At 66.7% G+C, this 5,093-nt stretch carries 4 protein-coding genes and 1 pseudogene; all 5 read right to left on the reverse strand.

Annotated features, from left to right (window positions below; all coding sequences use genetic code 11):
- Positions 1-71: 71 nt before the first annotated feature.
- The gene (gene tuf, locus G6020_RS08000) at positions 72-1,262 is read right to left on the reverse strand and encodes an elongation factor Tu (RefSeq protein ID WP_179525927.1); all 1,191 of its coding nucleotides are present in this window, start codon (positions 1,260-1,262) and stop codon (positions 72-74) included.
- A 175-nt stretch (positions 1,263-1,437) separates the two neighbouring features.
- Entirely contained in the window at positions 1,438-3,549 is a 2,112-nt protein-coding gene (gene fusA, locus G6020_RS08005) for an elongation factor G (RefSeq protein WP_179525928.1), read from the reverse strand.
- Positions 3,550-3,748: 199 nt separating this feature from the next.
- Positions 3,749-4,219: a 30S ribosomal protein S7 gene (gene rpsG / locus G6020_RS08010; protein ID WP_179525929.1), complete on the reverse strand. Its 471-nt coding sequence runs from the start codon at positions 4,217-4,219 to the stop codon at positions 3,749-3,751.
- Complete coding sequence (gene rpsL / locus G6020_RS08015; RefSeq protein WP_017838186.1) at positions 4,219-4,590, reverse strand: 30S ribosomal protein S12; 372 nt, start codon at positions 4,588-4,590, stop codon at positions 4,219-4,221. Before rpsL ends, rpsG begins: the two co-directional genes overlap by 1 nt.
- A 199-nt stretch (positions 4,591-4,789) precedes the next feature.
- Positions 4,790-5,093: pseudogene (locus G6020_RS08020) on the reverse strand (TetR/AcrR family transcriptional regulator); the annotation flags it as partial.

The raw sequence follows: 5,093 nt of genomic DNA on the forward strand, positions 1-5,093 counted from the left end.
CCCCACCTCGCGGTGGGGCGCCCCTCCCTCATATGGTCCGGACTACTCGTCCGACCCGATGGGTCAGTCGATCACTTGATGATCTTGGTGACCTGACCGGCGCCGACGGTGCGGCCACCCTCACGGATCGCGAAGCGCAGGCCCTCGTCCATGGCGACCGGCTGGATGAGCTCGACGCTCATCTCGGTGTTGTCGCCCGGCATGACCATCTCGGTGCCCTCGGGGAGGGTCACGACGCCGGTCACGTCCGTGGTGCGGAAGTAGAACTGCGGACGGTAGTTGTTGAAGAACGGCGTGTGACGGCCGCCCTCGTCCTTGGACAGGATGTACGCCTGGCCCTCGAAGTTCGTGTGCGGGGTGTACGCGCCCGGCTTGATGACGACCTGGCCGCGCTCGACCTCCTCGCGCTTGAGGCCACGGACGAGCAGACCGACGTTGTCGCCGGCCTCGCCGTAGTCGAGGAGCTTACGGAACATCTCGATGCCCGTGATGGTGGTCTTGGTGGCCTTCTCCTTGATGCCGATGAGCTCGACATCCTCGTTCACGTTGATCTTGCCGCGCTCGATGCGACCGGTGACGACGGTGCCACGACCGGTGATCGTGAAGACGTCCTCGACGGGCATGAGGAAGGGCTTCTCCGTCTCACGCTCGGGGTCCGGGACGGAATCGTCGCAGGCCTGCATGAGGTCGCGGATCGCCTGGACCCACTTCTCGTCACCCTCGAGCGCCTTGAGCGCCGAGATGTGGACGACGGGGGCGTCCTCGTCGAACTCCTGCGAGGCGAGGAGCTCACGCACCTCCATCTCGACGAGCTCGAGGATCTCCTCGTCGTCGACCATGTCGCACTTGTTGAGGGCGACGAGGATGTAGGGGACGCCGACCTGACGGGCGAGCAGCACGTGCTCACGCGTCTGCGGCATCGGGCCGTCGGTGGCGGCCACGACCAGGATCGCGCCGTCCATCTGGGCGGCACCCGTGATCATGTTCTTGATGTAGTCGGCGTGACCCGGGGCGTCGACGTGCGCGTAGTGGCGCTTCTCCGTCTGGTACTCGACGTGGGAGATGTTGATCGTGATACCACGAGCCTTCTCCTCCGGCGCCTTGTCGATCTCGTCGAACGCGAACGCGTCGTTGAGATCGGGGAAGGTGTCCGCCAGGACCTTGGTGATGGCCGCGGTGGTGGTGGTCTTGCCATGGTCGACGTGACCGATGGTGCCGATGTTAACGTGCGGTTTGGTCCGCTCGAACTTCGCCTTCGCCACTGTGTGTCCTCCTGGACTGGTCTGTCCCCACCTCGAGGTGGGCACTGCTTTGTGTGGGATCTGATCTTACTCATCGTGCCGTGGGGGGCACGAACCGGCGGCCACCCGGAGGTTCGACCGTGCGCCGCCGGCATCGGCCCCGCCCTACCTCACGGCCGGGCGGGACCAGTACCGGTTACTCGCCGGTCGCCTTGGCGATGATCTCCTTGGACACACTCGCCGGAACCTCGGCGTAGTGGGAGAAGACCATCGAGTAGTTGGCCCGGCCCTGCGTCCGCGACCGGAGGTCGCCGACGTAGCCGAACATTTCGGACAGCGGCACGTTGGCCTTGACGACGCGGGCGCCGGAGCGCTCCTCCATCGCCTGGATCTGGCCGCGGCGGGAGTTGATGTCGCCGATGACGTCGCCCATGTAGTCCTCGGGCGTGATGACCTCGACCGCCATGAGCGGCTCGAGGATCACCGGCTGACACTTGCGCGCGGCCTCCTTGAACGCCATCGAGCCCGCGACCTTGAACGCCATCTCCGAGGAGTCGACCTCGTGGTACGCGCCGTCGACCAGCGTCGCCTTGACGTTGACCATCGGGTACCCGGCCAGGACGCCGTACTGCATGGCGTCCTTGATGCCGTGGTCCACGGAGGGGATGTACTCCTTGGGCACCCGGCCACCGGTGACCTTGTCGGCGAACTCGTAGGTCTCGCCCTCCTCGACCTGCTCCTGGGGGAGCGGCTCGAGACGGATCTGGACCTTGGCGAACTGGCCCGAACCACCGGTCTGCTTCTTGTGGGTGTAGTCGTACTTCTCGACCGTGCCCTTGATGGTCTCGCGGTAGGCGACCTGGGGCTTGCCGACGTTGGCCTCGACCTTGAACTCGCGCTTCATCCGGTCGACGAGCACGTCCAGGTGGAGCTCGCCCATGCCGCCGATGACCGTCTGACCGGTCTCGTCGTCCAGCCTGACGGAGAACGTCGGGTCCTCGCGCGCCAGCTTCTGGATGGCCGTGCCGAGCTTCTCCTGGTCGGCCTTGGTCTTGGGCTCGATCGAGACGTCGATGACCGGGGCCGGGAACGTCATCGACTCGAGGATGACCTGGTTCTGCAGGTCACACAGGGTGTCACCCGTGGTGGTGTCCTTGAGGCCGATGAACGCGTAGATGTGGCCGGCGACGGCCTCCTCGACGGGCATCTCCTTGTTGGCGTGCATCTGGAAGAGCTTGCCGACGCGCTCCTTCTTGCCCTTGGTGGCGTTCTGCACCTGCGTGCTCGGGTCGATGCGACCCGAGTAGACGCGGACGAAGGTGAGCTCACCGAAGAACGGGTGCACGGCGATCTTGAACGCCAGCGCCGCGAACGGCTCGTCCTTGGAGGGCTGACGGCTGACGACCTTCTCCTCGTCGCCCACGGCATGACCGTGGATCGAGCCGACGTCGAGCGGGTTCGGCAGGTACGCGATAACGGCGTCGAGCAGGGGCTGGACACCCTTGTTCTTGTACGCCGAACCACACAGCACCGGGTAGATCTCGGCGTTGACCGTCATCTTGCGGATCGCGGCCTGGATCTCGGCCTTCGTCAGCTCCTCGCCGCCGAAGTACTTCTCCATGAGGGCCTCGTCGCTCTCGGCGACGGCCTCGAGGAGCTTCTCGCGGTACTCGTCGGCCTTGTCCTTGAGCTCCTCGGGGATCTCCTGGACCGTGGCCTCGGTGCCGATCGGCGTGACGCCGGGCCAGACGAGGGCCTTCATCTCGACGAGGTCGATGACCCCGTCGAACTCGTCCTCCGCTCCGATGGGCAGCTGCAGGACGAGCGGCTTCGCGCCGAGCCGGTCGATGATGGTCTGCACGGTGTAGTAGAAGTCCGCGCCCATCTTGTCCATCTTGTTGACGAAACAGATGCGCGGGACGTCGTACTTCTCCGCCTGACGCCAGACCTGCTCCGACTGGGGCTCGACGCCCTCCTTGCCGTCGAAGACGGCGACGGCGCCGTCGAGCACGCGCAGTGACCGCTCGACCTCGACCGTGAAGTCGACGTGGCCCGGGGTGTCGATGATGTTGATCTGGTTGTCGGCCCAGAAACAGGTGACGGCGGCCGACGTGATGGTGATGCCGCGCTCCTTCTCCTGTTCCATCCAGTCGGTGGTCGAGGCGCCGTCGTGCGTCTCGCCGATCTTCCGGTTGACACCCGTGTAGAACAGGATGCGCTCGGTGACGGTCGTCTTACCGGCGTCGATGTGCGCCATGATGCCGATGTTGCGGACCTTGTTGAGGTCGGTCAGCACGTCCTGTGCCACGGATGGTCCCCGATCGTGAGTCTTAGGTGGCCCGGGCGGTCGTGTGGACCGTCCGAACCGGGTCTGTTGTGCTGGGCCGTGTCCCGCTTCACTCGCGCGGGAGCCGACCCTCGTTCAATGATGCCACCCTCGGGGCGGCCGGGGGGCCCCGGAGCGGTGACGCCCGGTGGGCGTCCCCCCGCTCCGGGGCCCGGCTGGATCACCAGCGGTAGTGCGCGAACGCCCGGTTGGCCTCGGCCATCTTGTGGGTGTCCTCGCGGCGCTTGACCGCGGCACCCAGACCGTTGGAGGCGTCGAGGATCTCGTTGGCGAGACGCTCGACCATGCTGTTCTCGCGGCGCTGCCGGGAGAAGGTCACCAGCCAGCGCATCGCCAGGGTCGTGGAACGCCCGGGGCGGACCTCGACGGGCACCTGGTAGGTGGCGCCACCGACGCGGCGGGAGCGGACCTCGAGGGCGGGCTTGACGTTGTCGAGCGCCTTCTTGAGGGTGAGGACCGGATCGGTACCGGTCTTCTCGCGGCAGATCTCCAGCGCGGAGTAGACGATGCGCTCGGCGGTCGTCTTCTTGCCGTCGAGGAGGATCTTGTTGACGAGCTGCGTGACCAGCGGCGAGCCGTAGACCGGATCGTTGATGAGCTGGCGCTTCGGGGCGGGACCCTTGCGAGGCATTACTTCTCCTTCTTGGCGCCGTAGCGGGAGCGGGCCTGCTTGCGGTCCTTCACGCCCTGCGTGTCGAGGGAGCCGCGGATGATCTTGTAACGGACACCCGGGAGGTCCTTCACACGACCACCACGGACGAGCACCATGGAGTGCTCCTGGAGGTTGTGGCCCTCACCGGGGATGTAGGCGGAGACCTCGATACCGCTGGTGAGGCGCACGCGGGCGACCTTACGCAGCGCGGAGTTCGGCTTCTTGGGGGTGGTGGTGTACACACGGGTGCACACGCCACGACGCTGCGGCGAGCCCTTGAGGGCAGCCGTCGCCGTCGAGGACTTCTTGTCCTGGCGGCCCTTGCGGACCAGCTGGTTGATGGTTGGCATGAACCGACTTTCTCTAGCTGGCGGCCTCCTCGGGGGCGACCACCGGTCACTGGGACGTTGCTCGTATCCGGACTCTCGCGCTCCCCGACGGGCGCACGGGCGACCACGTCAGCCGCTCTCGCTGGCCTACTGGGCACGATCCTCCAGCTCGCGTACTGCGAGCACGATGGTCAAGCCTAACCGCCCTCGTGAGGATCGGTCAAAACGCGGCCGGGGCGACGCCTCGGGCCGACGCCTGCGGGACCTGCGCGAGCACCAGGTCGAGGGTCTCGGCCCAGTATCGGATCACCTTCTCACGACGGGCCGAGTCGTCGGAGAGCACGTCCGCGAGCCCGAGCCCGCGGGCCAGGTCGAGGGTGGCCTGCAGGGGCCTGCGCACCCGCACGTCGCCGGGGTCGTGTCCGAGGGCGGCGGCGGCGATCACCAGGACCTCCCGGGACATGTGGTTCTCGAGCGGCAGCACGCGGTCGCGCAACGCCGGATCGCTGGCCGCCGCGGTCCAG

It is taken from the genome of Dietzia sp. B19, from assembly GCF_014145155.1.
Taxonomy (GTDB): domain Bacteria; phylum Actinomycetota; class Actinomycetes; order Mycobacteriales; family Mycobacteriaceae; genus Dietzia; species Dietzia natronolimnaea.

What these genes read in the sequence shown, in the direction of transcription:
- rpsG (WP_179525929.1), bottom strand. Translation starts at nt 4,219, where the DNA reads ATGCCTCGCAAGGGTCCCGCCCCGAAGCGCCAGCTCATCAACGATCCG.
- rpsL (WP_017838186.1), bottom strand. Translation starts at nt 4,590, where the DNA reads ATGCCAACCATCAACCAGCTGGTCCGCAAGGGCCGCCAGGACAAGAAG.